We start from the raw sequence: 22,669 nt of genomic DNA, 5'->3' as shown, positions 1-22,669 counted from the left end.
TCCGCCCATCCCTTCAAAAAAACGGGATAAACAAAAATAATTCCTAATTATTTCCGGAAGCTGGTAATTTAACAATAACCTCTGTCCCCTCACCCTTCCTGCTCTGAAACTCTATGGAACCGTTCATCGCTTCAATAATCCGGAAGGTAACCATGAGACCAAGCCCCGTCCCCTTCGTCTTATTGGAATAATACGGTTCACCCAGCCGGGCCAGCTCACTGACCTTCATGCCTTCGCCGTTATCCTGCACACTGATAACCACATGTCCGCCTGTCTTCCAGGCAGTTACTACAATCAGGCCTTCCTCCTGCAATGACTCAATGCTGTTCTTGATCAGGTTAATGAACGCCTGCTTGAATTTGGCCGGGCTGCCCAACACTTGAAGATCCTCCTGCAGATGCAGTTCAATGGCTCCACCCTGCAGATTGGCGAGGGGCACCAGAATGCCTGACACATGCTTCAGCTCTCCGGAAACTTCAAATACATCTACCGTATCCATACCAGGCTTAGCGAATGTCAAAAAGTCGGTAATGATGACCGAGGCCCTGTCCAGCTCCTCCACGGCCATCTGCAGATACTCCTTCTCCTTCTTGCCGGAGCGTTCTCCCAGAATCTGCAGGAAACCGCGGGTTACCTGCAGAGGATTCCGTACCTCATGGGCAACCGAGGCCGCGAGTTCACTGATAATCTCCATTTTCTCCGACCGCTGCAGATCATTATTGAATTTCTCCAGTTCCCTGGAGTATTCCAAAGCCTGCTCATGACTCCCCGCAAACCGTCTTCCCAGAATAACAATCAGGGAAATAACGAACAGAACCATTCCCCACTTCCACCAATACAGATGATACCTCTCCGAAGAGAAATAATAGATCAGCAGCTCACTCAGGGACAGGAAGGCAAAGACAGAGAACCCCATCGAGAAAATCACAGCATCTTTATTGCCCCTGAGGGCATAAGTCAGCGACATATACAGCAAATAAATAAACTGCGCCATAATCAGCACACCTGTCACATTGATGGTCAGGAAGGAGTACAGGTAGTCAAGCCGGAAAGAGAGCACGGCATTCAGAGCAAGCGCACCCAGGCAGAACAAGGAGTAAGCCAGCTGAAAATTGCGCAGCCGGGTGGTATACCCCCGCTTGCCGGGTCCAAATAATTGTTCAAAGTAGATCGTAAACGCCGGCAGAAGTGTGAAGAGCGCCAGATCGAAGCAGATTCCCGTAAGCCGCTCCTGGCTGTTCACGATCAGCCGCAGAAACGGGGAATACGTAATCAGCAGCACGCCTAAGGATATAACGACCAGAATCAGAAAAATTCCGCCCGAGAAAAATTCCGGTTTAAGGAAGAACAGACAGATCATCAGCGCTCCGCCCATAAATATCAGCGCCGCTCCAATGACAATATCCACCAGATCCTGCTTCACATAGAAAGACAGCAGCTTGTCATAGCTGCCTACCCTGACCTTTCCCCCGATGCCGAAATCTCTGCCTCCGCCGGCACTCCATAGATACAGCTGCTTGGCACTGTCCTCCCCGGATAGCGGAATTAGCACCTTGTTGCCGCTGTAATTGATCACCTCACTGGAATCATAGATGAGCCGGCGGTCTATATATACCTTAAGGCTGTCACCGTATACTTTGTCGATCAGGAGTGCTGAATTCGCCTCTGTCCGCGGCAAAGAAAACCGCAGCCAGACTGAATCTGCACCTGCAGGCGGTTGCGGCCTGTCTGCCCGCGCCTGTACAGTCCTCCACTCCCCGGAAGGAGCAGCCATCGCCTCCTGAATATCATGTATAGCTGCATGTTCCCATTTAAGCTGCCATGCCGGGAGGGCTACTTCCTTATGTCCGCCCCATTCCATGGCAATGCCAACCGGGATTATGGCAATTACGAGCAGCAGCATAATTAGTGCGGCTGCTGTTTTGGTTGAAGGCAACTTCATTGTGGCACCCCAGTGAATCCTTAGTTGTATTTACGTAGTTCATATGATTCTTATTTTCGACAACGTTCGCACTATACCTGCCTTATCCTGCAAAAAACCTCGAAAAATAGAAAGATAAGTTAGCTTGTGAAGCGTATGCATTCTAATAATTACGTGTTAATTGTGGTTATTCCACGGGAGGAATGAATATATTAACAGAATGGCTGCCTGGCTGCCGAACAGATTCGCCGCCGGTTTAAAGGGTATACAATTACTATAGGTAAAGGAGGCTCGCGATGGACACTCATAAGAAACCTGCTGATGGTGAAGAACAAGACCGTGAGGACCTGGTAACCGAGCGGGATATTGATGAAGAATCCGGACTGTTCCAGGAAGGCACCTATCCCGGCGCACTTCCGGACAAGGATCAGAAAGCGGCGGTTAATCATGCTGTCCCCAAAGAGGGGCAGACTTAAAATAAAGGGAGCTGAACAGCAATGGGCAATGAATTCAATAAGACCGAAGCCGACTTTGTGTACGAGCGTTATACCAAAATGGGCGGCATTTCCCCGGAACAGGATATTCCGCTGGAAGAATTGCGTCCGCTCGGCACGATTACCGAACAAAGTCCAAGTGATGAAGTAGACACCGCCGGGAACCGGCCGCTTGAATCTGCTCTGGCCAGCCACGATCCCGCAAATTTCACACCCATTGATTTCGACGGTGTAGTGGACGACGGTTCCGATCCGGCACTGGTCGGCGATAATATTCTGGCTGCCGACATCGGACTGAATGTGCCGGATTCCGGGCTGGGCCCGCGTGCAGACCGGAATCCCCCTCCGCCAGGGACTCCGGCGCCGGAACGGGACGAGCTTCTGGAATCGGATGCACTGTACGCTGCCGGCGCGGCAGGCCTGACCGGCAATGTAATTGATTATACGGATGAGGATGAGCTGCTGGAAGAAGAGGAAGAGCTTCCGCTGGAGGATATTCCGGATGCCGACGATCTTGAGCCCGGAAGCGCCATTGACCCGGTCTCCCCGGACCCCGATGCTATGCCCGGTACCGATGTGCTGAATGGCTCGAGCGGCGAAGAGGAATAAGCGGCTTAACCGTATTGACTTTTGAACGAAATAAACTTACTATAATTGCATTCAATACGGCGATGGAGTTCGCCATAACCGTCCTTCGGGACTAATGACTCCTACCAGTGATCACTGCTGGTAGGAGTCTGTTTATTTTCAGGGAGTAGACTCGGGATATGGGGGCATAGCAGGATGAAGAGGAAGTATGCACGGTGGGTGGAGCTTGCAGGGCGGCAGAGCCAGCTCGCTCTTTGGAGTACATTTGTGAAATGGGTGGTGCTGGGGGGAATGGTGGGACTATTGTCGGGGAGTGCTTCGGCTATTTTCCTGAAAAGCCTGGATGCCGTAACCAGGGTCCGGCTGGAGCATGGCTGGCTGCTGTTCCTGCTGCCTGTGGGGGGCGCTCTGGTGAGCGGTATGTATATGCGGTTCGGCAAAACCAGCGGGAAGGGAAACAATCTGATTCTAGAGCAGATTCAGCAGGGAGATGAAGCTATTCCGCTGCGGATGGCGCCTCTGGTCCTTATCGGGACACTGATTACCCATCTCTTCGGAGGTTCTGCCGGGCGTGAGGGAACGGCTGTGCAAATGGGCGGCAGTCTGGCCGATGCGCTGGGAAGATGGCTCCGGATCAACTCCCTGGACCGCAAAATCCTGCTCATGTGCGGAATCAGCGGCGGTTTCGGCTCGATCTTCGGGACCCCGCTGGCCGGAACGGTCTTCGGTCTGGAGGTTATCGCCATCGGCCTGATCAGCCACAAGGCACTGCTGCCCTGTTTCGTTGCCAGCTTCACTGGTGATCTTGTCGCTTCCCGCTTGTGGGGCGTGCACCACATCCATTATCAGGTGGATGCTTTCCCCGGAATGGATGCGCTGGTGCTGGTCAAAGTGATTGCCGCGTCCATTGTGTTCGGTCTGGTCAGCCTGCTGTTCAGCGAGCTTACTCATTATCTGAAGCGGACCTTCACAGCCATAATCCGTAACCCTATGCTCAAAAGCGCCACCGGCGGTCTCATCATTATCGCCCTGGTGTACATTGCCGGTACACGGGATTATCTGGGCCTCGGGATTCCGCTAATCAGCGGTTCTTTTACGGAGGATGTACATCCTTTCGCCTTTCTGTGGAAGCTGGTCTTCACAGCCTTCACCCTGGGCACAGGATTTCAGGGCGGTGAAGTGACCCCGCTATTTGCCATCGGAGCTACTCTGGGGAACAGTCTGGCCGGCGTGCTTCATCTCTATGGACCTTTCCTGGCTTCGCTCGGCTTCATCGCCGTTTTCTGCGGAGCGGTCAATACACCGATCGCCTGCTTCATTATGGGCATTGAGCTGTTTGGCTCCGGCGGAGCGGTATACATGTTCATCGCCTGCGTAATCAGCTATCTGTTCTCCGGACACAGCGGCATCTACAGTTCCCAGCTCATCGGCATCTCCAAAAGCGCACTGCTCCCTGTTCCTGAAGGGACGACGCTGGCCGCCGTCAAAGAGCTTCACAAGTAGAAACGGCGGCAGTTCATTCTCAGGGTGTCACCTGGATTCCCGCGTGGGCAGCATTCACCTTCGATTCCAGCTTGTGGGTCTTCACGAGCACAGCCGCTACAAGCAGCATGACGCCGTTAATGACAAATACCCAGCGGATCGGCAGGAAGGCTCCGAGCAGACCGCCGATAATCGGGCCCGCCATCGTTGCCAGCTGGCTGGCCGCCTGATTCAGGCCGAAGGCCCGTCCGCGGAAGCCCGGTTCGATGACCTGGACAATCATCGCATTGACTGACGGGAGCACACCCGCATAGAACAGGCCGTAGGCAAACCGCAGAATAGCAAACTCTACATAACCTGATACAAAATACTGCAGAATATTCCCGATGCCTCCGCCAATCAGGCCGATGAAGAGAATAAAGCCATAGCCTTTGCGGCTGCCGATTCTTCCCCACTGCGGTGCCATAATTACGGTAGCGATGCCGACTGCTGAGAAAACGATTCCGGAGCTAAGCGAGGCGCTGCTGCGCGAAATCCCCATGTCCAGCAGATAGATCGGCAGCAGCGGCTCCAGAATCATGACGGAGAAGGTACTGATGCCCGCAAGCAGAAGCAGGGTGATAAATGCCCGGTTCTGGCCGGCTTCCCGGATATCATCCCTTACCCTGGAACGCGGGGCAGAACGGTCGAAGTTCTCTTCCTTGGCGAAGAAGGTAGCGATCAGCGCGGAGACCAGCACAATAACAGCCGAGAACAGGAACGCAATGCGGTTGCTGGAATAATAGCTGACTACGCCGCCGATGAGCGGCCCGATGATGCTGCCGGTGGCTCCGGCTGTAGACATGATGCTAAGCGCATAGCCTGTCTTATCCTCCGGTGTGTTGGTCGCTACCATAGCAATTGCTGCCGGAACGAACCCTGCGAGCAGTCCCTGGAGAATCCGCACGACCAAGAATACATAAGGATCATGCACGAAGAAATTAATCAGATACAGGGCCGCCAGGCTGAAGCCCGAACGGATAAGCATCGGCTTGCGGCCGTATTTGTCGGCAAGTGAACCCCAATAAGGCGAGATTAGCGCGCTGGCCAGAAACGTAATGCCGAAGCTGACCCCCGACCAGATCTCCAAATGGCTTGTAACACCTAACTGGTCGCTAAGAAAAATTGAGAGGAACGGAATCGAGATCGAATATGCCGTACTGCAAAAGAAAACCCCTACCCAGAGCACGATCAGGTTCCGCTTCCATGAAAAACTCATGCTGCACACATCCCTTCTGCGTTTTTTTGGAAGCACTTCTCCCATTCTACCCCTCTTTGAAGAATGTGCCAATCCCGGCCGGAGGGGCAGGCTTTGCATGAAGCGGGACAAAGAAGGTATGATACAAGGGAGACTGCACCCTATTATTCAAAGATAAAAGGAGAGATTTGTACGTGAAGCTTACTACTAGAAAACCCGTCATCCTGCTGGCGGTGATGTGTCTGATGCTCGTGATTCTGGCGGGCTGCGGCAACAAACCAGTAAACAATAATGCTGCATCCGGAAATGGAAACAGTACTACCGCAGGCAGCGAGGCTACTACGGCGCCACAGGATAATGCTGCTGCAGCTACGGAAGGCGTACCTTCAGCCACAGCCAGCCATCCGGTGGTTACAATTGAAATGGATAACGGCGCCATTATTAAGGCTGAGCTGTATCCCGAGGTTGCCCCGGGCACGGTCAACAACTTCATTTCGCTGATCCAGAAGGGCTTCTATGACGGAACCATCTTCCACCGGGTCATTCCCGGCTTCATGATTCAGGGCGGCGACCCGGACGGTACAGGTATGGGCGGTCCGGACTACAGCATCGCCGGAGAGTTCTCCGCCAATGGATTCACCAATAATCTGCTGCATACAGAAGGCGTTCTATCCATGGCCAGAAGCCAGGATGTGAACTCGGGAGGCTCGCAGTTCTTCATTATGGCCGCCGCGTATCCGAGCCTTGACGGCAGCTATGCCGCTTTCGGCAAGGTTACCGAAGGACTGGAAGCCGTGCAGGATATCGTCAATCTGCCGCGTGATGCTAATGACCGCCCTGAACAGCCGCCGGTGATGAAGAAGGTAACGGTCGATACTCTTGGCGTAACCTATCCGGAGCCGCAAAAGGTGCAATAACCGCTATTTATCCCGTACTCCGCTGCCGCCCTTACAGCAGCGGAAGTACCAAGTAGAGCAAAGCAAGAGCCATCCTCCGGTTACGGACGATGGCTCTTGGCCTATAATAAGTATTCTTAAATCATGCGGCAGATTATTGGAAATGAGTATTCTTCGTTCTCCACTGCTCCAGCTTAATTCTTACCCAGAAGCTGTAGATGCCTAGCGTTATTAATGACAGCAGGAACCACTTGATCCATTGTCCGAACAAGCTTACGGCACTGCCGTCAAACCGCAGACGCTGCCCGTTAACTACGGTATGCTCCACCTTCCAGCGGTAGATCATCACCACAGACCAAGGATAGCAAATTCCGAGGGTGCAGACCGTAACCAGCCAGCCTGCCAGGCACCAGCCAATATACTCGATAAGTGTCCCGTCAAAGTAAGACTCCCTGCTTCCGTAATTCATTGCCGCATTCATATTCACCGCTGCCATGTGTCTCCACCTTTCAATCCTGCAAGATCTTCCCTGGTTCTATTTTCCTTATTATCCAAGCCGGCTACTGCTACATTTCTCACTATCCTGCATGAAATAGCAAACGAATTGTCGAATGATCTGCTACACATCCAAAGAAACGGCCCTGTTCACCGCCGATTAGCGGAACAGGGCCGTTCATGTACAGATTCAATGCTGCCCGGATTATGCAGCGGGATCACCGCTCCCGCCCCGGGCCCTGTTCACCGCCGATTAGCGGAACAGGGCCGTTCATGTACAGATTCAATGCTGCCCGGATTATGCAGCGGGATCACCGCTCCCGCCCCGGCTGCTCACCTTATCTTCTGCTAAGGGCATGCTGCCCGTTGCGCAGGAAGGTACTGCGGCTGTTACGCAGCAGCGAGATCCGCTCCTCTGCGAGCTGATCCGCTGCAGCATAAGCTGGAATTCCGCTCAGTTGGGAGATTTCCAGCACGCGGGTGATGCTGTCGTAGATTTTGGCGATTTGCTTGAACGCCCGTTCCTTGTTATAGCCGTTCATCTCGTCGGCGATATTGATTACGCCGCCGGCATTAATGACATAGTCCGGGGCGTAGACAATCCCCATCTCATGCAGGGCATCCCCGTGGCGCGGTTCTTTAAGCTGATTATTAGCGGCTCCTGCCACAACCTTGGCTCTCAGCAGCGGCAGGGATTCATCATTAATGGTGGCACCAAGTGCGCACGGCGCGTAGATGTCACAATCCGCCTGAGTAATCTCGCCCGGGTCCACCGCTGTAGCCCCGTAAGCCTCTACTGCCCGGCTGACAGCCTGCTTATTAATATCTGTGACGATCAGGCGTGCACCCTCCTCGTGAAGATATTTGCACAGCGTGAAGGATACATTGCCGACACCCTGCACGGCAACGGTTCTGCCGGTCAGTGAGTCACTGCCGAATGCCGCCTTCGCCGCTGCCTTCATTCCCCGGTATACCCCGAAAGCTGTAGCCGGTGAAGGGTTGCCGGATGAACCGTAGGTAGCCGAGATGCCGGTGACGAAATCCGTCTCCTGATGGATGATGTCCATATCCTCTTCCGTAGTGCCTACATCCTCGGCTGTAATATAACGGCCGTTCAAGCCCTGTATGTATCTGCCGAAGGCGCGGAACATCGCCTCATTTTTATCTTTTTTGGGATCCCCGATAATCACCGTCTTGCCGCCCCCCAGATTCAGCCCGGCAACCGCATTCTTATACGTCATGCCCTTGGCCAGCCGAAGAGCGTCCACAACCGCCTCTTCCTCTGTAGCATAGGTCCACATTCTCGTTCCACCCAGTGCGGGACCCAGTGTTGTGTCATGAATAGCAATGATTGCCTTCAAGCCTGATGCCTTATCCTGACAAAACAGCACTTCCTCGTAGTCGTCCCGCTCCATTGCCGCAAACAATTCCATTAGATTCATTTCTCCTGTCTCCACTTTATGTACATGTTACGTTTCATAACAAAGCTAGACCTTTCAGGACATGTTGTCAATATCTTTTGTCCCATTTTCAGCTTTTTTCAGCAAAACCCAGCAAGAAACAGACATCAACCTCACGCGAAGCGTTAGAGAGTCAGATTGATGTCTTTGCAGCTTTATTCCCAGTATTGGTCCGGCCGGTATTCGATCTCGGATTGCACAGCTATCGTCAGACGGCCCGTGGCCGCATCATATACTACAGGATGATCACCTACATAATACCAGTGCTTAATCACTGGTCCGCCATCCGGTTCCTCGAAACGGAATACATTCAGCTCAGCCTTGAGTTCAGCAACTGCCGCACCCTTGTCAGCCGGAACTCCGGTTAGGGTAATCACGGTTAGCCCGCCCTGCTCATCAAAGGTATAGCCTATGCCATCTGTACTGCTGATCAGCATACGCCCTGTTACGGAATGCTTCACCAGTACTCTTTCCTGCTCTGCCATCAAGGATTCCTCCTCCACATTTAGGTTTACGCCTTATTTAAGGCAGATCAATCAGCATGACAAGCGTATCCCCGTCTGCCTGCAGCTCCAAATGGCTCACCCCTTCAATCCGGGCAGAATCTCCCGGCCTCAGCACAGCGTCCCCGTTCAGCGTAATTTGTCCCCCGATTAAATAGACGAAGACCCGCCGGCCCGGCTCCTGCCGGAAATCAAGCAATCCGCCTGCCTGCGTTCTGCCCAGATAGATGGTCATATCCTGGGCAATGCCGACGACCTCCGGCGAGGCTTCAGCCGCCACTACCGGAAGCAGTCTTCCATCCAGCTTCGCCGGATCGAAGCGGCCTGTTGCATAGGAAGGAGCCGTTCCCCGGGTACGCGGCATGAACCACAACTGCAGCAGCCGCACCGGCTCGCTGTCAGAAGGGTTATGCTCCGTATGAATGGCTCCCGTTCCGGCTGACATCCGCTGAATGCCGCCAAAAGAAGTCTCCGCCACATTGCCCAGGTTATCCTCATGGCGCAGCACGCCGGACAGCACAATGGAGACGATCTCCATATCACTGTGCGGGTGGGCACCAAAGCCTCTTCCCGGAGAGATGGTATCGTCGTTGCAGACCCGCATCGGGCCGAAGGCTGTATTGTCAGGATCATAGAAATCGCCAAACGAGAAGACATGACTGCCCTTCAGCCAGCCGTGATCGAACCGGTGTGCAGACTCTGCAGGATATACTGTAATCATTGTGATCTCCTCCTAAAGGCTGTTATGGTCTGTCTTAATGAAGTTCAGGGTCTTGCATACCTTCAGTGTAGCAGAAAGCTCCGCAAACAAGAAGAAACGGGCACCAGCCCTTGGGGCGGCATCCGTTTCTTCAGAAGACAGCAGGTACAGTAGTATAGTGTGAAGCTTAATCCTTCAGAATTAGGCCTGAAAAGCGTTCCATTGCGCAACTGCTTCCAGCGGAAGTCTGGCTGTCGGCCGTCCTTCTACTGCTGCCTTGCCCAGTGCAATGAGCATCACTGGCACATAACGCCCCGTAATCCCGAACAGCTCCTTGAAGCTGTCGTGCACAAATCCGCCCATAGGCACGGTATCATAACCTCTCGCTTTGGCTGCCAGCATAAGCTGCATGGAGATCAGCCCGCCATCAATCAGAGCAATCTCCTTCAGCTTCTCAGCAGGCATGCCCGAATAGCCGTCATAGCTTCTTTTGGCCATAGCTGCACCTATTTCTGCTGTGACATAGCCCGCTGCTTCTGCGTACTGATAGATGGTCTCCGCATTGCGGTAAGCCTCCAGATCACCAAGCACGGCTATCGTTGCAGAGGCTTCGGTAATCTGTGCCTGGTTATGGGCGATCGGCAGGAGCTGTGCCTTCACGTCCGGGTCGGTAATAACAATGAACCGCCAAGGCTGCAGATTGGACGAAGACGGGGCCAGAATCGCCTCTTCGAGGATCTCCTTAATCTCCGCATCGGATATTGTCCAGGATGGATCGTATTTCCGCACAGAATGCCTATCGCGAATCACCTTGCCGAATTCCTGTTCTACCTTCAGTTCTGCTGACATACGCTCATCCTCCTCTTCCTGATCCAAATTAGCACTTCATCAACCGCTGTATTCTAGCGCCAGCGTTTAACTGTATAATATTACGCACAGTATAATTCAAAAAAAAGCACCCTGTCAATCTTCCGTTTTGCGCACCATATCGGCCAGCGTATAACGTTCCAGAACCCTTAGCGCACTCTGGTCCAGCTCTTCCAGTAATTCGCAAAAGGCCCCCTTCATTGGTGTCCCCAAGGCGTTCGCACACACCGTATCATCATGCGCATGATTGCGTCCTTCTCCCGCCTCCATAGCCTGATAGATCTCCGCAAGTGTCAAATCTTCCGGCGCCCGGTTAAGCAAATACCCTCCGTCACGACCCTCGCGGGTCACCAGAATCCGCTCACGGGTCAGATTAGCCATAATGCGCCTCAACAGTGTGGCTTCGGACGACAGCAATTCGGCGATTTCGCAGCTGGAACAGGTACTTCCTTTTTTCGCGAGAATCACTAGTGCCTGCAGCACAAGACCAAACGACTTATATTGGGGAGCTCCGCTGTTTCGTGTTTTTGCCATATTCCCCGCTCCTCCTTCATGATGAAGACCTTAAGTGGTCGATATCTGCAGTTCGGAAACGATGAACCATTTCTTGGATGCAGTGTCTTTCAAATAGACTTGGATCGTATAGCTGCCCTTCTCCGTGAAGGTGTAATTATACGCCGCCGACTTGAACCAGAAGCTCTCCTTCTTCTCCGTAATCTGCTGATTGTCCACGGTATCCGTTTTGCCGGCCGGGTCAGTAATTGTTATTTTCAAATCGGAAACATCCGTTCTCAGCTGATCCACCTGCACCAGGGTGTAGAATGTACTGCTGGACGCGGTTCTTACTTTTCCGAAAATAGTACCCTTTTCATCAAGCAGCACCGTGTTCACATTGGGCTTATAGATACGGACCGTCCCCGCCGACTCGTCCAGAGACAGGATCGCATGCATATTGTCAGGAAGCTGGTCCAGCGGCACATAGGTCTGGCCTTCCGATGATATCCCCGGCTGCTTTTGAAGCACGTTATTTATGTATACAGAGAGATCCGTTTTGCCCGCAGCAGCATACAGCAAAGTCCCTCCTGAGATAATCATCAGCCCAAGTGTGGAAACCGCCAGCTTACGCATCTTCCCCATCATTTCCGTCCCCCTCAAATATTCCTATGCAATTTATACCCGCCAAACCGGAAGGAGTTGCTCTAGATTGTAAAATAAAACCGGTTGCTTCATCCTGTTAAGAATGCTGCAGCCGGCTTTATGTAAAATTATGGATAATTCACTGTTCCGGATGAGTTCCTGACGTGCCTGTTACAGCTTGGCAATCGTTTCGGTCAGCACCGGTACGATCTGTGATTTGCGGGAAACTACACCTTTCAGCACAGCTTTGTTGTCGTCCAGCTTCACATTGTAAGCCTGCTCCACGGCACCGGCCACGCGGCCCAGAGCCAGTCCAACCGAATCGTTGTTCAGGATATCGGTAACTACGAACAGGAACAGATCAAGTCCCTTGTCGTCGATAATCGCGGTAAGGGCTGTTTCCAGCTCTGCCTGCTTGGAGAGCACATCGTTCACATCTACGGCATTGACCTGGGCGATCTCCACTTTGTATTCACCCATTTTGAATTCCTTGGCATCCAGGGAGATCAGCTGGGCAATACTCTTGTCGCTTAGGTCGGCACCCGCTTTGAGCATGGCAAGGCCATAGCTGTCAGCGTCTACACCAGCAATGTCAGCCAGCTCACGGGCAGCGGCAACATCCTCATCCGTGCAGGTCGGCGATTTGAACAGCAGGGAGTCGGAAATGATAGCGGAGAGCATCAGACCGGCGATGTCCTTCGGAATGGCTACACCATTCTCTTTGTACAGCTTGTTCAGGATTGTTGCAGTACAGCCTACAGGCTCTGCACGATAGTACAGCGGATGTGCAGTTTCAAAGTTGGCAATCCGGTGATGGTCGATAACTTCAACCACACGGACCTGATCGATATCATTCGCACTTTGCTGGCGTTCGTTATGGTCAACGAGAATAACCTGCTTCGCTTCTGCTGCAACATTCTCCACCAGGCGCGGTGCCGGTACCCCGAAGTGATCAAGCGCATATTGGGTTTCTCCACTGACTTCTCCCAACCGGACCGGCTCGGCATCCCAGCCCAGTTCCTTCTTGAGTGCTGCATAAGCAATTGCTGAACAGATGGTATCAGTATCCGGGTTTTTGTGTCCAAAGATCAAAGTTTTTGTCATTTCCAATCTCCTTACTTTGTTTTTTGTGAGAATAATATACCATACATTGATAGAGCCTTGCCAGAATGAACAGATACCCGGTGCCGGATTAAGGGCGGGGGCTCTCCCGGGCTGGCCGGTGCTGCGGAATTCCGGGCTTCGTCTTAGGTAATGCTTCAGGCACATCCCCTCCGCTTAGCGGTTCATTGTCCGAGAACAAATCCGGATTGTCCGCCAGCATGCGGCTCAGGATATCCGTGGTCTCCACGGTTCCGCAGATAATGACCCCGGCATCCCCGAAGCTCCCCCGGCGCAGAGCGCCGCCTTCCTCCAGCACAGGCTCCACTTTCCAGAAATGCTGCGACCAGGACAGCCCGGAATGTCTGCGTGAAGGAACAGCGATTTCCTCCCCTTCCGGTGTCACAGTGTAGAGCAGTTCATGCCCGTCCGTCATTCTGCCGGGGATATCCACCCACTCTTCAATTCCGTGGATGAAGGTATTTCTCCGCAGATCCACACCCAGCAGCATAATCTCTGCCTTGCGGTCCAGCAGCTTGCCGTAGACCGAGCCGCGCGCGCAGGGCGTATCCCAGCGCTGGTCTCCGGCAGTGAAGACCGCCGCGTCCGCTCCAAGCGCAGCTACAGAGTGGGTCGGATGCCAGGAGCGGATTACACCCGGCCGCTTCCGGAACAGCTCCGGCAGGATGCCGACGCAGACGGGCGACTCCAGAACAGAGAACCTCGGATTCGACCCGTTAATATATGACCAGGTATGCGCCGGCAGGACAAGCAGCCCTTCCTTCATATATTCGGAGAGCGCATCCAGAACGGTGTCTGCCCCACCTTCTACTTCACCTATGCTTTTATAGGAGGAATGGACCAGCAGCGTTCCGCGCGGATCGATTCGCAGGTTCTCCAGCTGCCGCAGCAGACTTGATTGGGTATGCATGTTTAACCCCGCTTTCTCGGATACTAAATAGGATTACAAAATACATCTTGCATTTATTCTTATTAACTATTAAAATTATAGTAACTTAAAAATACTCATTAAGTATCCGGCACGTTCAAATACATCCGCTTAAGGTCACAAAATTATAGCTGCTGCTTTCGCAGCGGCAAAACTTTATTAGGAGGTCTTCCCATGAGTTTAACATTAAAAGGGCTTCATCATGTATCCGCCATTACAGCCAAAGCACCGGAAAACTACAAATTCTATACAGAAGTGCTCGGACTCCGCCTGATCAAAAAAACAGTAAACCAGGATGATGTCTCTGTCTATCACCTGTTCTATGGTGATGAGACCGGGAATCCGGGTACGGAGCTTACCTTCTTCGAGCTGCCGAACGCCGGCCGCAACCGCGACGGCAACAACAGCATCTCTGCACTTTCACTCCGTGTACCAAGTGATGATGCGCTGCTCTTCTGGACCCAGCGGTTCACGGTGTTTGGTGTAGAGCACGATGAGATTACCGAACGCGGCGGCCGCAAGACGCTGGCCTTCACCGACCACGAGGGACAGCGCCTCATCCTCGTCTCGGATGAGCATAATCAGGGCATGGCCGGCGGCAAGCCCTGGGACAAGAGCCCCGTTCCGGCGGAATATGCCATTGTTGGACTGGGCCCGGCACATCTCACAGTGGAGACAGCCGAACATACGGCACTGATTCTGGAAGATCTGCTCGGCTTCCGCCGCGCAGGCACTTATCCTTCGCCGGTAACCGGACAGCCGGAGGTCATCGTTTTCGAGACCGGAGAAGGCGGGTCCGGCACCGAGATCCATCTGGAGGAACGCAAGGATCTGCCGCAGGAGCGCCTCGGACGGGGCGGTGTGCATCATGTCGCCTTCCGCGTGGATAACGAAGAAGAGCTCAAGCTGTGGATCGAACGTATCCGCACCGTACAGCTGCCCAATTCAGGATTCGTCGACCGCTTCTACTTCCGCTCACTGTATTTCCGCGAGCCTAACGGAATCCTGTTCGAGCTGGCTACGGATGGTCCGGGCTTCGCCACCGATGAAGAGGTGGAGCATCTGGGCGAAGCCTTGGCCCTGCCGCCGTTCCTGGAGTCGAAACGCGAACAGATCGAAGCCCATTTGAAGCCGCTGGATACCCGGCAGCAGGCTTAAGGCGCCTGCCCGGCTTGTGGACTCAGCATCTATCCTGCTTAGAGGACCCACGGACAGCAGACAATCAGGGTCTCCGCGTGCAGAAGTCCGTGTACCAGGCACCGCCTGAATATGCAGCATCCCAGCAAAAACTCCGGGCCGACAAGCGGTCCGGAGTTTTTGGTCTGTATACGGCTGTGTGACGGCATACTTACTCCGTCAGCTCTCTGACCAGGTAACGGTGAAGATATTGAAGCCCGGCCGGGCAGTCGAAGCTTTACCAGTGATCGATACCGGACTCGTACCGCCGAGTCTGCCAGTAATTTTGACCGTGCTGGCGGTTACAGTCTCAGAGGCATTATCGAGCCGCTTAATCCGCACATATTCACTGTATACGAATCCCATCATGTCCAGCGTTTCCTCTGTGGAGTAGCTGAAGGCTACCTTTTTCACACCGTTTGCATCCGTATCAAGGGTAGTCGCAATCAGGGCATCGGCTGGAATCGGGAAATCCTTCGGCAGATTAACCGGCCGGGCAGTACTCTCTACCGGAGCTGTAGTCCCGCCGCCGGCAGAGGTTCCCGGTGAAGGAGTGACCTCGCTGCCGGTACCGATCCGCACTTTATAATTCGCGGCATCATAAGTTATCGGCACATCCAGCGCATCCGCGATCGAACGGATGGGCAGGTAAGTGGTGCCTTCGTAGGTGATTGGCGTTAGAGTTTTGCCGTTGCCGTCCTTCAGCCAGTAAGGAGTGCCATCCACCACAATCCCGAGACTGTGGTTGAGATAGGCTTTGATCTGCTGCAGCTTGGCGCCTGCGTAGACTCCTGCCGAGCCGGTTACCGTAAGTCCGGTGACAACGGCGGCAATCAGCCATTTTTTGTTCATAGTAATCCTCTCCCGTGTGTTGTTATCAATATAGGATGAATATAGCGTCCTTATATATTTAACACAGGGGATGATCTTTCAACCTCCCGGAAGCCAAGTTCAAGAGAGATTGGCGCTCCACTTCACCCGCCTGCCACAAACTTGGCCCTAGCGCACAATCTCCAGCAGCTCATGTAAACTGCGGATTTCATAGGTAGGCAGCACATCCGGATCTCCCGGCTTCTCCAGCGGATTGAACCAGCAGGTATCGATGCCATAATTGATCCCGCCCTGGATATCCGAGGTCAGGGAGTCACCAACAATCAGCACCTTACTTTTATCGGTAATCTTAAGCCGCTCAAAGGCATAGTCAAAGATCCCCGTCTCCGGCTTCTGATACCCGGTCTCCTCAGAGATAATAATCGCCTCGAACACCTCGCTCAGCGGCGAACCCTTGATTCTGGATTGCTGTACATCCTTGATTCCGTTGGTAATAATGGCCAGCCTGCATCCGGCAAGCTCTCCGCATAGCTCTATCGCACCTTGAATCAGGAACGTGCCTTCACCGAGGAACCGCAGATAAGCTTCGCTGAATTCATCCGGCTTAAGCTCAAGGTGATGTGCGGCAAACAGCCGGTTGAACCGCTCCACCCGCAGCGCGGCCGAGGTAATCCGCCCCTGCTCGAAATCCTTCCACAGCGAATGGTTAATTGCTTTGTAGCTGGCCGCATAGTCCTCTGCCCCTGTCGGCAGGCCAAAATGGGCAAAGGCGTGGTACAAGGCATGGCTCTCCGCCATACCGTAATCAAACAGCGTATCATCAGCATCAAATAAAATACACTCGTATTTCAAAATAATTCCCTCCATCTCGTTTGCCGGTTCGACAACGTATAACCTTCTGCGATATAATTTAGGACAGACCAGCCCAAGCAGAAACGGCTTTGCCGTCCTTTTTTTAAGGATGGTAGCGTTTCAGCGAGAAATAGAAGGATAAGTTATCGTGTGAAACCTATATGTTCTTATATTTTAAATAAATCAACGGGGTGATTGTCATTTTATACGTTTTAGCGTTTCTCGTGTCATTTTTTATCGTTTATCTGCTGATTCCCCCTCTTGGTAAGCTCGCTTTCCGGCTTGATTTTGTGGACAGGCCCAGGGAAGATGTAGAACGCAAAATACATAGGGAGCCGATTCCGCTCACGGCCAGCTATGCCATATTCGTAGGCTTCTTTATTACATATCTGCTGTTTGCCCGGGACTTCTCACTGGAGACGCTGGCCCTGTTCATCGGCGGCGTGCTGCTGCTGACTATAGGAACCATTGATGACTGGTACAAAACCAAAGGCAAGGACTTCCCGGCGCTTCCGAAATTCATTGTTCAGATCGCCGCAGCGATTCTCGTCTTTTTCTCAGGCAATGCCTTCACGGGATTCATCAATCCCTTCTCAGGAGATTATATCTCACTGCCGTTCATTCTGCAGTTCCTGCTGACGATTATCTGGATCTTCGGCGTCACCACGGTGATTAATTTCTCTGACGGCATGGATGGTCTGGCCGGAGGACTGACGGCGATATCGGCAGTAACCCTGTTCGTAGTCGCCATTACCATGGGACAATCCTCGTCGGCCATCATGGCGATGTCGCTGATCGGTGTTACCGTGGCGTATCTGCGCTTCAACAAGGCTCCCGCCAAAATCTTCATGGGTGACGCCGGCGCCACCTTCCTCGGCTTCATTCTGGCCGTGATTGCGCTCGACGGTGCCTTCAAGCAGGCAACGGTGCTGTCGCTGTGCATCCCGATTCTTGCGCTCGGCGTGCCGATCTTCGATAATATTTTTGTTGTCGTCAAAAGGTTCCTCAAGGGGCAGGCCATCTATCAGGCCGACGCCACCCAGGTTCATTACCGCCTGCTCAAAGCCGGCCTGAACCAAAAGCAGGTCGTCGCTGTGCTGTATCTGGTCAGCGTCTGCCTGTCGTTATCATCAATCATTCTGCTGCTGATTCAGATCTAACTAGTTAAGCCCCCTTAAGCCTTTGAGCTGAGGGGGCTTTTGTTTTATGTGCAGTTCACTGCCAGCTGAAACACTACGTTTGATTGAAACTCAGACCCACCCGAAGTCCCACACTAAGCTGAAGCTCCAGACCAACTGTAATCCATGCGGACTCAAGAGCCCTTATTCTCTGCAAATGACCCCTTTTCTGTTCGTTACGGACACAGCTGCGCTTATCAGCTTGTGTATAGTCTATTTCAGCCGGGTTTCCCAAACATAAGGTCTCCTGTGTCCGCAAGCGTGCTACGCGGCCTGTTTCGAGCGAAATAACGAATCTGTTGTCCGCAAGCAGAGAGCAACTGCCGGTCAAGTTGGAACTGCCAGTAACATTGGAGCTAGAATTGGAGCTAGAATACTGCCTTATAGCGCATCACATTAGCAGCGTTCGTAGCATTCGTAGCATTCGTAAGCATTCGTAAGCATTCGTAAGCATTCGCACCATTCACTATTAGCAGCATTCGCACCAATAGCAGCGTCCGCAAACTACAACAGTGCTTGTGACGGGACAGCCCCGAGCCTCAAGTCTCCTTCTCTTCCGTAAAATCATGCAGACGCCGGTAAATATCCACGATCTCCGGCATTGGCATACGGACGAGCCCGCTGGACGAAGGCGCGACAAACTCCCGCACTCCATCCACCACCGGAGTCACACCCTCCTGAAATCCCCAGCCGGCTTTGGTTCTGCGGCTGAATTCCGTGTACACGCCTTTGCCGACAAAGCAGGCGATCTCCGGACGGTATTGCTCCAGCTTGGCCCGGAGCAGCTCCCGGCCCTGCGTGTATTCCTCCCGGGTGATATCTTCAGCGCCTACCGTGGGGCGGGCGACAATGTTAGTGAACCCGTAGCCCAGCTTCAGCAATTCGCCGTCCTCCGAGGCATCATACAGCCGCGGCGTCAGACCGGACTTATGCAGGATGCGCCAGAAATTATTGCGCGGATTGGCATAGTGGTGACCCAGTTCTCCGGAACGGATGCTGGGGTTAAATCCTATGAAGACGATCTGCAGTCCATGATCCAGATGATCCAGTACCTCTTCCATTAAAGTTCCCTCCTTACACGGCAGCTCCATGTGAGTCATTATGCTTACTTTATATAAGCATAACCCAAGCAGAGGCTTAAGACACGCAAGCGCCTCATTATCCGCACCTCATTCCCTCTCCCGGCCCACTCCAGGCGGAATCAAGAGTATCCATCCTGAATGCAGCAGCCTCATCCTCTCTTTCCCCCATAGATGCGGTAGAAAAATGCCCCCGCCCGAGAAACATCACCGGATACGGGGGCATTAATCTGACATTGGTTTAATTCAATAGACAAGAAGACTATGGAAGAAGTGCCTTTAGCGCTGGTGTTACGTCTTGTTCGTCTATTGAGATGTAACTAGTCATTCCAATTTTGTACTCTATCTTCACCACGTACCTGCCATCTTGTCCGGTGACATTCTGACGGTGCTCCAGAATATCATCAATTAGTGTCTTGTCTGTAACTGTGACTGTACGTTCCTCGTTGCGGGCCAGATTCAAACGCCGTTCAATACTGCCACGAAGTGCTGAAGCCATTCCATCCTTGTTGTAATCCTTGAAAATTACAGCCGACAATACGTCCTTTGCTGTTGCTTTAACTTTATTAGCATAGCCCTTCTGTTCCAGCCAGGCCCCCAATTCATGGTAGGAAGGATACCACGGATAAGAATAATAGCGCTGATAACCTGTCGAATCCGGTTTATTGACTAACTGAACGGATGCCCGCTCAAGCTGACCGGAAACCTGATCTTCATAGGACATTTTCAACACTTCCCGCTTCAGAATCTCCTTAAGCTCCTGAACCTCCTGCCGGTCAGAAATACTGACCGCCTTATCCAGATTACTCAGTCTGAAGCTGTCTACATTCCGGTCCAGCATGGACAGAACATATTTCACGCGCTTAAAGTCTGCATTCTCCATTATGGCTTTCAGTTCCGGCTCGAAACCCTTAGCCGGAACATTGTAGGTCCGCATCAGCTTCCGCCCGCTCTCCAGCTTGTATACCAGGGTGAACTGCCGGTTACCCGTATAATCATAACTCGGGGTATTCCGGGGATCCGGCTTCAAAGTAACAATCGCATGATGCAGCTCAGTGACAGCTTCGATGTACCGCGGATCCGTGGATAGAATCTCTTCCTCCGGTTCCTTATTGCCGTTAACCCCTTGTGGTGGATTCTGGGTTAAGAACACGTAATTCCCCCCGGCATATACCGCAGTCACTTTATCAACCTGTGGCACCCTGTCCTCATACCCGGTTAACCCCGACACGGGAATGTAGAGCAGCAGACCCAGCAGCACGCTGTACACCACGAATTCAAGCGGCAGCTTGCGGGTCATAATATGCCAGGTTTTACGGAGAATCATCTCTACTACAATGTAACCAACCAGCCCTCCGGCAATGGCGCTGCCGATGATCCAGCCGGGCTGCTGCTTGATGCTGCCGAAGTAGCTGCTCGCCAGCAGCATGCTGCAGAGCATTACACCGCCTTTGAACAGCGGATTGAAGTAGGTGAAGGCCATCGCCTGCCCGGATTTTTCACTGTGGCGCTTACGGTACAGCAGGAATGACAGCACCAGGAATACAGCGGACAAGAGGATATAGATCCATATGTCTCTATGGCCAAGAGGCTCATAGGACAGTTCCATAATGCGCAGTAACGGCGCCCAGTTAGTCTGAGCTCCCCACAAGCTTGGCCCTTCCGGATACCCGTACAAATATCTGTTCAAGTGCATGTCGATAAATTGCAGCAACGCTGCCGGAAGAATTAACAGAATGAAGACCACTATTCCCTGCAGAATGGTCTGTCCTGTGCAAATGCCGACAAAGATAGTGAATACAAACAGAAACAGCGTCAACACACTGATAACCAGACACCACTCCCAGACATCAGCTCCATGATAGATATACATATTGCCGTCCAGCGGGCGGACGATAGCTGTAACAGCAGCCGTAAGCCAGACAGGCAGAAGCAGCAGGAGCAAACCGCTCAGCGTATGGGAAGCCAGCAGATGCGAACGCCGCAGCGGAAGGCTGTGCCACAGATCGGAAGACATTTTGGATTGCAGATAACGGAACAGGAACAGTCCGGCTACAACCGGAAATACGATAAGGAACGGCGCGATATCGGCACCACCAATATTGAACAGATTGTCTACTGTATTTGGCTCCGCAAGCGGATCGCTCTCCATGAACATCTCCAGCGGCAACACAAACAAGAGGACCAGTGTATATAGAATTCCAATCCAGCCGTGTTGGCGCAGGTTCTGGCGGATAATGCTGCAGTTAAAGAAGTATCGGCTGCGCGTCATAACCGGCATCCCCCATTTCATAAATAAAGATTTCCTCCAGCGTCAGCGGCAGCAGATCGAACACATACGGCTCGTAGACATGAAAAGCCTGGGCGATCCGCTCCCGGTCGCCTTTTACAATATACAGGCTGACACTTCCCCGCTGCTCCTGGTGGAGAATCTGCAGCTTGGCCTCCAGCGCCGCCGCATGGCGTTCATCGCGGAAAGCCACCTGGATCTTATGCGTGTCTGCCTTCAGATCATCCAGATCCTTCTCGACCAGCATCCGGCCTTCGTGCATAATACCGACATGGTCGCATAGATCTTCGATTTCCCGCAGGTTATGCGAGGAGATCAGCACGGTCAGCTCCCGCTCGGCCACCTCCTGGAACAACAGATTCTTGATCTGCCTGCGCATGACCGGGTCCAGCCCGTCGATCGGCTCGTCCATAATCAGCACATCCGGCTTGCAGCTGAGGGCCAGCCAGAAGGCGGCTTGGCGCTGCATTCCTTTGGAGAAACGGCTGAGCTTGCGCCGGGTATCCAGCCGGAACGCCGTCCCGAGCTCCTCGTACCTCTTCTGGCTCCATTCCGGATAGATGGAACGGTAGAATGCCGCCATACTTCTGATAGTTGCCTGCGGGAAGAAATAAGGACTGTCCGGCATGAAGATCAGTCTGCGCTTCATCTCAGGAGCTTCAAACACCGGCTGGCCGTCTATCTTGACACTCCCTGTTTCAGGACGATAGATGCCGGCGAGCGTCTTCAGCAGCGTTGTTTTGCCGGCCCCATTGGAGCCCAGCAAGCCGTATATGGTCCCTTTATGTACAGTCAGCGAAATGTTGTCAACAGCCTTTTCCTCCTGGAAAATCTTGCTCACTCCGCGTATCTCAATCATGGCTGTTCTCCTCTCTTCTCTTATCCAGCGCCTGGCGGTACAGCGCACTCATCTCGCTTTCGGTGAATCCAAGGTAGACTGCCTCCGCCATCAGCCGCAGCAGCTCTTCCTTCAGCTCTGCCCGTTTGCTCTCATTGCGTCCCTGCTGCTGGTGGGCCACGAAATTGCCTTTGCCCTGCAGGGAATAGATGTAGCCCTCCCGCTCCAGCTCCCTGTAGGCTTTCTGTATCGTATTGGGGTTCACCGTGAGCTGCGAGGATAAAGCCCTCACCGAAGGCAGCTGTTCATCCGCCTGCAGAATACCATGCATAATCATCTCTTTGACCTTACCGGTCAGCTGTTCATAGATCGGCTTGCGGCTGCGTACATCGAGTTCGAACATGACAGTCCTCCTTTCATATGATGTTTCACAGGGTGTCAAGGTGTATTAACTGTACTACTATTATTAATACAGTTGCGGTTATATGTCAATCATTAACATACAAACATAGATAGAACCTCAACCAGCGCTTTTTCAGCGAGTTGGCCGGGTAAGCCATTTCACTCCATGTACAAAAAGAACCCGGGCCACAAG

At 52.9% G+C, this 22,669-nt stretch carries 23 protein-coding genes and 1 riboswitch; of the genes, 6 read left to right on the top strand and 17 right to left on the bottom strand.

What is annotated here, in order from left to right; translation table 11 throughout:
• Positions 1-43: 43 nt before the first annotated feature.
• Positions 44-1,942, bottom strand: a complete 1,899-nt coding sequence (locus QW71_RS20675) for a sensor histidine kinase (protein ID WP_039302968.1) — start codon at positions 1,940-1,942, stop codon at positions 44-46.
• A 275-nt stretch (positions 1,943-2,217) separates the two neighbouring features.
• Here QW71_RS20675 and QW71_RS20670 point away from each other — a divergent pair, with 275 nt between their 5' ends.
• The 3 genes from QW71_RS20670 (at position 2,218) to QW71_RS20660 (ending at position 4,506) form a co-directional block, all read left to right on the top strand.
• Positions 2,218-2,397, top strand: a complete 180-nt coding sequence (locus QW71_RS20670) for a hypothetical protein (RefSeq protein ID WP_039302967.1) — start codon at positions 2,218-2,220, stop codon at positions 2,395-2,397.
• 21 nt (positions 2,398-2,418) lie between these two features.
• A complete protein-coding gene (locus QW71_RS40555; RefSeq protein WP_039302966.1) occupies positions 2,419-3,024 on the top strand; it encodes a hypothetical protein in 606 nt (201 codons plus the stop codon).
• A gap of 49 nt (positions 3,025-3,073) precedes the next feature.
• Positions 3,074-3,135: riboswitch (Fluoride riboswitch) on the top strand.
• Between the two features lie 63 nt (positions 3,136-3,198).
• Positions 3,199-4,506, top strand: a complete 1,308-nt coding sequence (locus QW71_RS20660) for a voltage-gated chloride channel family protein (protein WP_039302965.1) — start codon at positions 3,199-3,201, stop codon at positions 4,504-4,506.
• 19 nt (positions 4,507-4,525) lie between these two features.
• Here the strand turns inward: QW71_RS20660 and QW71_RS20655 are convergent, their stop codons facing one another.
• Positions 4,526-5,743: an MFS transporter gene (locus tag QW71_RS20655; RefSeq protein WP_039303039.1), complete on the bottom strand. Its 1,218-nt coding sequence runs from the start codon at positions 5,741-5,743 to the stop codon at positions 4,526-4,528.
• Positions 5,744-5,916: 173 nt separating this feature from the next.
• Here QW71_RS20655 and QW71_RS20650 point away from each other — a divergent pair, with 173 nt between their 5' ends.
• Positions 5,917-6,639 (top strand): peptidylprolyl isomerase, encoded by a 723-nt coding sequence (locus QW71_RS20650; RefSeq protein WP_039302963.1) that lies wholly within the window; start codon positions 5,917-5,919, stop codon positions 6,637-6,639.
• Positions 6,640-6,772: 133 nt separating this feature from the next.
• Here QW71_RS20650 and QW71_RS20645 read toward each other — a convergent pair whose 3' ends face one another.
• The 9 genes from QW71_RS20645 to QW71_RS20605 all read right to left on the bottom strand — a co-directional run bounded on the left by QW71_RS20645 (position 6,773) and on the right by QW71_RS20605 (position 13,812).
• The gene (locus tag QW71_RS20645; RefSeq protein WP_039302961.1) at positions 6,773-7,114 is read right to left on the bottom strand and encodes a DUF898 family protein; all 342 of its coding nucleotides are present in this window, start codon (positions 7,112-7,114) and stop codon (positions 6,773-6,775) included.
• Positions 7,115-7,451: 337 nt separating this feature from the next.
• Positions 7,452-8,546, bottom strand: a complete 1,095-nt coding sequence (locus QW71_RS20640) for a Glu/Leu/Phe/Val dehydrogenase (protein ID WP_039302958.1) — start codon at positions 8,544-8,546, stop codon at positions 7,452-7,454.
• A gap of 182 nt (positions 8,547-8,728) precedes the next feature.
• Positions 8,729-9,058 (bottom strand): hypothetical protein, encoded by a 330-nt coding sequence (locus QW71_RS20635; protein WP_039302957.1) that lies wholly within the window; start codon positions 9,056-9,058, stop codon positions 8,729-8,731.
• 37 nt (positions 9,059-9,095) lie between these two features.
• Entirely contained in the window at positions 9,096-9,797 is a 702-nt protein-coding gene (locus QW71_RS20630) for a pirin-like bicupin family protein (protein WP_039302954.1), read from the bottom strand.
• A gap of 180 nt (positions 9,798-9,977) precedes the next feature.
• Positions 9,978-10,625 carry a nitroreductase family protein gene (locus tag QW71_RS20625; RefSeq protein ID WP_039302952.1) on the bottom strand — a complete coding sequence of 216 codons (648 nt, stop codon included), beginning with the start codon at positions 10,623-10,625 and terminating at the stop codon, positions 9,978-9,980.
• A gap of 114 nt (positions 10,626-10,739) precedes the next feature.
• A complete protein-coding gene (locus tag QW71_RS20620; RefSeq protein WP_039302949.1) occupies positions 10,740-11,177 on the bottom strand; it encodes an Rrf2 family transcriptional regulator in 438 nt (145 codons plus the stop codon).
• Between the two features lie 30 nt (positions 11,178-11,207).
• Entirely contained in the window at positions 11,208-11,783 is a 576-nt protein-coding gene (locus QW71_RS20615; RefSeq protein ID WP_152679817.1) for a hypothetical protein, read from the bottom strand.
• 168 nt (positions 11,784-11,951) lie between these two features.
• Positions 11,952-12,884 carry a manganese-dependent inorganic pyrophosphatase gene (locus tag QW71_RS20610; RefSeq protein WP_039302945.1) on the bottom strand — a complete coding sequence of 311 codons (933 nt, stop codon included), beginning with the start codon at positions 12,882-12,884 and terminating at the stop codon, positions 11,952-11,954.
• 88 nt (positions 12,885-12,972) lie between these two features.
• The gene (locus QW71_RS20605; RefSeq protein WP_039302943.1) at positions 12,973-13,812 is read right to left on the bottom strand and encodes an AAC(3) family N-acetyltransferase; all 840 of its coding nucleotides are present in this window, start codon (positions 13,810-13,812) and stop codon (positions 12,973-12,975) included.
• Between the two features lie 192 nt (positions 13,813-14,004).
• Here QW71_RS20605 and QW71_RS20600 point away from each other — a divergent pair, with 192 nt between their 5' ends.
• Complete coding sequence (locus tag QW71_RS20600; RefSeq protein WP_039302941.1) at positions 14,005-14,988, top strand: ring-cleaving dioxygenase; 984 nt, start codon at positions 14,005-14,007, stop codon at positions 14,986-14,988.
• A gap of 198 nt (positions 14,989-15,186) precedes the next feature.
• Here the strand turns inward: QW71_RS20600 and QW71_RS38135 are convergent, their stop codons facing one another.
• On the bottom strand, positions 15,187-15,858 hold the full coding sequence (locus QW71_RS38135) for a stalk domain-containing protein (protein WP_052770110.1): 672 nt from the start codon (positions 15,856-15,858) through the stop codon (positions 15,187-15,189).
• Positions 15,859-16,005: 147 nt separating this feature from the next.
• Positions 16,006-16,689, bottom strand: coding sequence for a YjjG family noncanonical pyrimidine nucleotidase (locus tag QW71_RS20590; RefSeq protein WP_039302939.1), 684 nt, complete (start codon positions 16,687-16,689; stop codon positions 16,006-16,008).
• 200 nt (positions 16,690-16,889) lie between these two features.
• Between QW71_RS20590 and QW71_RS20585 the strand changes: the two genes are divergently transcribed.
• A complete protein-coding gene (locus QW71_RS20585) occupies positions 16,890-17,849 on the top strand; it encodes an MraY family glycosyltransferase (protein ID WP_200905949.1) in 960 nt (319 codons plus the stop codon).
• 557 nt (positions 17,850-18,406) lie between these two features.
• Here QW71_RS20585 and QW71_RS20575 read toward each other — a convergent pair.
• The 4 genes from QW71_RS20575 to QW71_RS20560 all read right to left on the bottom strand — a co-directional run bounded on the left by QW71_RS20575 (position 18,407) and on the right by QW71_RS20560 (position 22,477).
• Complete coding sequence (locus QW71_RS20575; protein WP_152679816.1) at positions 18,407-18,928, bottom strand: mismatch-specific DNA-glycosylase; 522 nt, start codon at positions 18,926-18,928, stop codon at positions 18,407-18,409.
• A gap of 280 nt (positions 18,929-19,208) precedes the next feature.
• Positions 19,209-21,218, bottom strand: coding sequence for a DUF6449 domain-containing protein (locus QW71_RS20570; RefSeq protein ID WP_052770109.1), 2,010 nt, complete (start codon positions 21,216-21,218; stop codon positions 19,209-19,211).
• Positions 21,193-22,095 carry an ABC transporter ATP-binding protein gene (locus QW71_RS20565; protein WP_039302932.1) on the bottom strand — a complete coding sequence of 301 codons (903 nt, stop codon included), beginning with the start codon at positions 22,093-22,095 and terminating at the stop codon, positions 21,193-21,195. The genes QW71_RS20570 and QW71_RS20565 overlap by 26 nt, the downstream gene beginning before the upstream one ends.
• Positions 22,088-22,477: a GntR family transcriptional regulator gene (locus QW71_RS20560; protein WP_039302929.1), complete on the bottom strand. Its 390-nt coding sequence runs from the start codon at positions 22,475-22,477 to the stop codon at positions 22,088-22,090. Before QW71_RS20560 ends, QW71_RS20565 begins: the two co-directional genes overlap by 8 nt.
• Positions 22,478-22,669 lie beyond the last annotated feature (192 nt).

Origin of the sequence: Paenibacillus sp. IHB B 3415, assembly GCF_000802655.2 — a bacterium.
GTDB lineage: Bacteria > Bacillota > Bacilli > Paenibacillales > Paenibacillaceae > Paenibacillus_AQ > Paenibacillus_AQ phytohabitans.
Note: the sequence above shows the minus strand (reverse complement) of the source record. Positions and strands in the feature narration are given on the sequence as shown.

Excerpts from the sequence above, each read along its gene's own strand:
- QW71_RS20675 (WP_039302968.1), bottom strand. The coding sequence starts at position 1,942 with ATGAAGTTGCCTTCAACCAAAACAGCAGCCGCACTAATTATGCTGCTG.
- QW71_RS20670 (WP_039302967.1), top strand. The coding sequence starts at position 2,218 with ATGGACACTCATAAGAAACCTGCTGATGGTGAAGAACAAGACCGTGAG.
- QW71_RS40555 (WP_039302966.1), top strand. The coding sequence starts at position 2,419 with ATGGGCAATGAATTCAATAAGACCGAAGCCGACTTTGTGTACGAGCGT.
- QW71_RS20660 (WP_039302965.1), top strand. The coding sequence starts at position 3,199 with ATGAAGAGGAAGTATGCACGGTGGGTGGAGCTTGCAGGGCGGCAGAGC.
- QW71_RS20655 (WP_039303039.1), bottom strand. The coding sequence starts at position 5,743 with ATGAGTTTTTCATGGAAGCGGAACCTGATCGTGCTCTGGGTAGGGGTT.
- QW71_RS20645 (WP_039302961.1), bottom strand. The coding sequence starts at position 7,114 with ATGGCAGCGGTGAATATGAATGCGGCAATGAATTACGGAAGCAGGGAG.
- QW71_RS20640 (WP_039302958.1), bottom strand. The coding sequence starts at position 8,546 with ATGGAATTGTTTGCGGCAATGGAGCGGGACGACTACGAGGAAGTGCTG.
- QW71_RS20635 (WP_039302957.1), bottom strand. The coding sequence starts at position 9,058 with ATGGCAGAGCAGGAAAGAGTACTGGTGAAGCATTCCGTAACAGGGCGT.
- QW71_RS20630 (WP_039302954.1), bottom strand. The coding sequence starts at position 9,797 with ATGATTACAGTATATCCTGCAGAGTCTGCACACCGGTTCGATCACGGC.
- QW71_RS20625 (WP_039302952.1), bottom strand. The coding sequence starts at position 10,625 with ATGTCAGCAGAACTGAAGGTAGAACAGGAATTCGGCAAGGTGATTCGC.
- QW71_RS20620 (WP_039302949.1), bottom strand. The coding sequence starts at position 11,177 with ATGGCAAAAACACGAAACAGCGGAGCTCCCCAATATAAGTCGTTTGGT.
- QW71_RS20615 (WP_152679817.1), bottom strand. The coding sequence starts at position 11,783 with ATGATGGGGAAGATGCGTAAGCTGGCGGTTTCCACACTTGGGCTGATG.
- QW71_RS20610 (WP_039302945.1), bottom strand. The coding sequence starts at position 12,884 with ATGACAAAAACTTTGATCTTTGGACACAAAAACCCGGATACTGATACC.
- QW71_RS20605 (WP_039302943.1), bottom strand. The coding sequence starts at position 13,812 with ATGCATACCCAATCAAGTCTGCTGCGGCAGCTGGAGAACCTGCGAATC.
- QW71_RS20600 (WP_039302941.1), top strand. The coding sequence starts at position 14,005 with ATGAGTTTAACATTAAAAGGGCTTCATCATGTATCCGCCATTACAGCC.
- QW71_RS38135 (WP_052770110.1), bottom strand. The coding sequence starts at position 15,858 with ATGAACAAAAAATGGCTGATTGCCGCCGTTGTCACCGGACTTACGGTA.
- QW71_RS20575 (WP_152679816.1), bottom strand. The coding sequence starts at position 18,928 with ATGGAAGAGGTACTGGATCATCTGGATCATGGACTGCAGATCGTCTTC.
- QW71_RS20570 (WP_052770109.1), bottom strand. The coding sequence starts at position 21,218 with ATGACGCGCAGCCGATACTTCTTTAACTGCAGCATTATCCGCCAGAAC.
- QW71_RS20565 (WP_039302932.1), bottom strand. The coding sequence starts at position 22,095 with ATGATTGAGATACGCGGAGTGAGCAAGATTTTCCAGGAGGAAAAGGCT.
- QW71_RS20560 (WP_039302929.1), bottom strand. The coding sequence starts at position 22,477 with ATGTTCGAACTCGATGTACGCAGCCGCAAGCCGATCTATGAACAGCTG.